The sequence below is a fragment of the Kitasatospora sp. NPDC047058 genome (genome assembly GCF_040643935.1).
Classification (GTDB): domain Bacteria; phylum Actinomycetota; class Actinomycetes; order Streptomycetales; family Streptomycetaceae; genus Kitasatospora.
The window spans coordinates 1-3,992 of sequence record NZ_JBEYVJ010000538.1 but is presented as its reverse complement, the minus strand read 5'-3'; the positions used below and the strand labels follow the sequence as shown (position 1 = coordinate 3,992).

General features: G+C 73.9%; 4 protein-coding genes and 1 pseudogene. 2 read left to right on the top strand and 3 right to left on the bottom strand.

Going from position 1 to position 3,992, the window contains the following annotated elements:
• Nucleotides 1–88: 88 nt before the first annotated feature.
• Together ABZ885_RS36990 and ABZ885_RS36985 are read left to right on the top strand one after the other, a co-directional pair.
• Nucleotides 89–277, top strand: a pseudogene (locus ABZ885_RS36990) (ribonuclease domain-containing protein); the annotation flags it as partial.
• A 255-nt stretch (nucleotides 278–532) separates the two neighbouring features.
• Nucleotides 533–1,276 carry a TetR/AcrR family transcriptional regulator C-terminal domain-containing protein gene (locus ABZ885_RS36985; RefSeq protein ID WP_360198936.1) on the top strand — a complete coding sequence of 248 codons (744 nt, stop codon included), beginning with the start codon at nucleotides 533–535 and terminating at the stop codon, nucleotides 1,274–1,276.
• Nucleotides 1,277–1,433: 157 nt separating this feature from the next.
• Here the strand turns inward: ABZ885_RS36985 and ABZ885_RS36980 are convergent, their stop codons facing one another.
• Genes ABZ885_RS36980 through ABZ885_RS36970 form a run of 3 tightly spaced genes read right to left on the bottom strand, consistent with a single transcriptional unit; the run spans nucleotide 1,434 to nucleotide 3,914 of the window.
• On the bottom strand, nucleotides 1,434–2,846 hold the full coding sequence (locus ABZ885_RS36980; RefSeq protein WP_360198934.1) for a hypothetical protein: 1,413 nt from the start codon (nucleotides 2,844–2,846) through the stop codon (nucleotides 1,434–1,436).
• A gap of 6 nt (nucleotides 2,847–2,852) precedes the next feature.
• On the bottom strand, nucleotides 2,853–3,623 hold the full coding sequence (locus ABZ885_RS36975) for a hypothetical protein (RefSeq protein WP_360198932.1): 771 nt from the start codon (nucleotides 3,621–3,623) through the stop codon (nucleotides 2,853–2,855).
• A gap of 27 nt (nucleotides 3,624–3,650) precedes the next feature.
• Nucleotides 3,651–3,914: an ABC transporter permease gene (locus ABZ885_RS36970; protein WP_360198930.1), complete on the bottom strand. Its 264-nt coding sequence runs from the start codon at nucleotides 3,912–3,914 to the stop codon at nucleotides 3,651–3,653.
• Between the last annotated feature and the right edge of the window lie 78 nt (nucleotides 3,915–3,992).

Sequence of the window (3,992 nt, the reverse complement as noted above, 5' to 3'; positions counted from 1 at the left end):
CCCCCGGCGGACCGGGGCCTGCCGTTGCCTAGGCTGAAGCACCTGTTCCGGCTGGTGAGGGGGATCGCCGTGGTGTCCGACGGTTCGTGGTACGTTCCAGAACCGGGAGGGCGTGCTGCCCGCCAAGTCCTCCGGCTACTACCACGAGTACACCGTCATCACCCCGGGCAGCCCGACCCGGGGCGCCCGGCGGATCGTCACCGGCCGCGTCCACCACGAGGACTACTACACCTCGAACCACTACGCGAGCTTCTACAAGGTCAACTGGAGCTGCTGACCCGCCGCCCCGCCCCCACACCCTCCCGACCCCACACCCCCACCCGCCGCCCCGCCCCGACTCCCCGGGGCCGGGCGGCCTCACCCGTTCCGGGCCCGCCTCCGGGCGCCCGACGGCCAACCGACGAACACCCGGCGAGCGCCCACCACCGAGGTATATGCCCGATATGTACGTTGTATCCTGGGAGGCACTACCCGCCGGACCGGCCCGACGACGAGGTGCGGTGATGTTGGCACGCTCGTGAGGAGTGCGGACATGGCTGAGCAGGGCGGCGCGGAGAAGCGGGGGCGGCTGAGCCGTCCGCTGGTGCTCGCCACCGCCGTCGCGCTGGTGGACCGGGAGGGGCTGGGCGCGCTGACCATGCGCCGTCTGGCCGCCGACCTCGGGGTCGAGTCGATGGCGATCTACCGCTACACCCCGGGCAAGGAGGCGCTGCTCGACGGGCTGGTCGAGGCGTTCTTCGCCGAGATCAACGACCGGCTGCGCAGCGTGACCGGGCGGAGGCGGGGGGACGCCGCCGACGCGCCCGCGCTGCCGGCCTGGCGGGCCGAGCTGCGGCGGATCGCGCGCGCCTTCGCCGCCGTGGCCCACGCCCACCCCGAGATCCTGCCGCTGGTGGCGACCCGGCCGCTGACCGTGCCGGTGGCGCGCCGCCCCGCGCCGGCACTGCAGCTCACCGAACACATCCTCGCCGTCCTGGGCCGGGCCGGGTTCGACGACTCCACGGCGCTCACCGCGTACCGCGCCTTCGTCGCCTGGAACCTCGGCTGCCTCCTGGTGGACAAGCGCCAGGTGGTCGACAACCCCGACGAGCCGGACCCGATGCTGCGGCTGGGCCTGCACCTGCTGCCGGCCGCCGACTACCCGAGACTGCGCGCCCTCGTCCCCCGGCTCGCCGAGTACGACGAGGAGCAGGAGCTGCTGCGGGGCCTGGACAAACTGCTGGGCGGGATGCCCGAAGCACCCCTTGACTCCTTCTACGACCGGGGCGCAGGCTGAGGATACGAGGTACACATCAGGCATACACGTCCGTGCCGGTACCTGCGGAGGGTCCGGACGTCCCCGCGCCACAGTGGTCTGAACTGCGATCGAGGCGCCCGCCGTGCGGTGGGCGCCTCGAAAAGCGAGGGGCGGCGACGGGCCGCACGGCGGCGGCCTACGCGGCCCGGTGGAAGAAGAACGGGTCGACCGACGTCGGCACCCGGTGGATGCCGTCCAGGTCGAACAGCTGGTGGGTGACGAAGTTGGCCTTGCGCTGGTAGCTGACGCCGACCGGGAAGTTGGCGTTGTCCGGCAGGTTGTCGCCGGCGAACACGCCGTAGAAGTCCCGGCCGAGCGCGAGCAGGCGGATGTAGTCGCCGAGGAACGGCCGGTCGAACGCGTTGAGGTTCAGCGCCGCCTGGTGCAGCACCTGCCGCTCCGGCGCCGTCTGCCAGCCGTCGGACGTCAGCTCCAGCACGGTGCGCCACTGCTCCTGGACGAACTCCTGGTAGAGCAGTCCGACGAGGCCGTCGGTGTTCACCGCCAGCGCGGGGTTCAGGGCGGTCGCGAGCGGGGCGTTGACGGGCGGTGTCCGGACGTCGGACCAGGTCACGCCGCGGTCCGCCGAGTGCTTCAGGTGCAGGGTGTTGTCGCTCCCGGCCGGCCCGCCGACCCGGTCGCACCAGGCGAGCCAGACGCTCGCCGGGTCGCGGGGGTCGACCGCGACCGACAGGTCGCTGCCGAGGCGCTGCGCCCCCAGGTCGGCGTCCCACACCAGGAACCGACGGGCGGCCGCCTTCACGCCGGCGGTCCCGCCCGCGTCGGTGAGGTCCCGGAACGGGTCCGCGCCGAAGCCTCCCTTGTCGTCGCGGGTCACCACCACGTCGAAGGTGACGTGGGAGAGGTCCGGCCCGGTCCGGTCCTGCCAGCTCATGAACGCCGCGTACACCGTGCCGTCGGTGTGGACGGCGACCCGTACGGACGGTCCGTCCTGCCGGGCCGTCACGCGCTGCTCGATGGGGGTGGCCACGAAGCCGGGCGGAGCCGGGTGCGCGGGCGCCGTCCGGGCGTCGGCCGAGGCGTCCACGGAGGCGGTCCGGCCGGTGTCCAGACTCAGGTCGTTGCTGCCGACGTAGACCCGGTCCCGCCCGTCGCCGTTCGCGGCGGCCTCGGTGACGACCCAGGGCTGGTCGGGCCCGTCGCGCTGGACGACGACGGCCATCGGCGTCGTCGCGAGCGCGTCGGGCGTCCGCAGGATCTGCATCCGGGTGCGTTCCTGCGTGCTCTCGCGGCCGTTGAGGATGCCCGCGTAGAGCGTGCCGCCGGTGGGCGCGAAGCCGACCGAGATGTCGGCGGTGCCGCCGCTGCGGTTGCCGCCGGGGACGACGCTGCGCAGCACCCAGGTGTCTCCGCCGTCGGTGGAGACGTAGATCGGGGCGAACGGGCCGCCCATCGGGTCGGGGGTGAAGGCGGTGGCGACCAGCTCGTCCGGGTTCTCCGGGTTGACCGCCAGGTTGGGTTCACCCTTCTGGGAGCGGTCGCCGCTCAGCGACTTGGGGGTGATGTCGACGACCTTCAAGGTGGGCATCCCCGCTCACCTCCTCTCCTGCAGCACCGCGAGCATCCGGGCCGGCTGGTAGTCGTCCGCGTCGAGCAGCTGGAACGGCGCCACGTCGCGCAGGGCCGGTTCGGCGGCGTGCAGGAACCAGAGGCCCCGCTGTCCGGCCTGCGGCTTCGGGATCCGGGACCAGTGGATGTCCCGGCTGTTGGGGTAGAGCACGGCGGTCCGCGCCCCGGCGACCTCGCCGGACTCGACGTGCTCGACCGCGATCTGTGCCCGCCACAGGTCCGGCGAGTGCTCGGAGAGCGGGCCCGCCTCGTCCGGGACGTCCTCCAGCGCGACGACGGTGCCCAGGACCACGGCGTCGGCCTCGCCGGCGTGGTCGGCCGTGCGCTCGTCCCGGATGCCGCGCTGCACGGAGGAGAAGGGCATCGCGTCGGCGGTGGTGGCGGCGCGGGTGACGTGCTCCTGCACCGAGTCGGCGGGCAGCCGCCCGACCTCGGCGACGGCGAGGCCCTCGCCGTACTCGGCGCCGTTCACGAAGAACGCGGCCGTGTCACCGACGGCCGGCACGTCCAGCTCGGGCGTGAGCCGGACGGTGACCTCACTGCCCGCCAGCCGGCGGAACGCGTCGGGCGCGTGCAGGACTTCGCCGACCTGGACGACCGCCGTCCGTTCGTCGGCGGCCACGCCCGGCGGGAGCGTGCCGCCGAGGCGGACGACCCGGCCGAGGAAACTCAACGGGGCCTGCCGGACGAGGTCGACGACGTCCTCGGGGGTCCCGGCAGACGTGACAGCAGGCATGGTGGTCCTCCTTCCGTGCGCCGGCCGTCACCGCGTGGCGCGGGCGGCGGCCGGGTGGTGCCTGCGCCACTCGGTCCGCGCGCCGAGCGCGCAGACGGCGGTGGCGGTGGCCGTGATCGCGACGACCAGCCATTCGGCCGCGCCGCTCCCGGCGTCCGGGTCGAGGCCGAGCAGCAGCTCGATCCAGTCCGGCCAGGCCAGTGTGATCAGGAGCAGCAGGCCGGAGAGGCTCCCCAGGGCGATCTCCAGCCAGAAGCGCGGGCGGACCGGGCTCTCATCGTGGAAGGGCATCTCGGCGCCTCCCCTCTCTGCCGCCCGAGCCGGCCGGCGTCCGCGGTCGGGCCGGCGCGCGGACGCGACCGGCCGCAC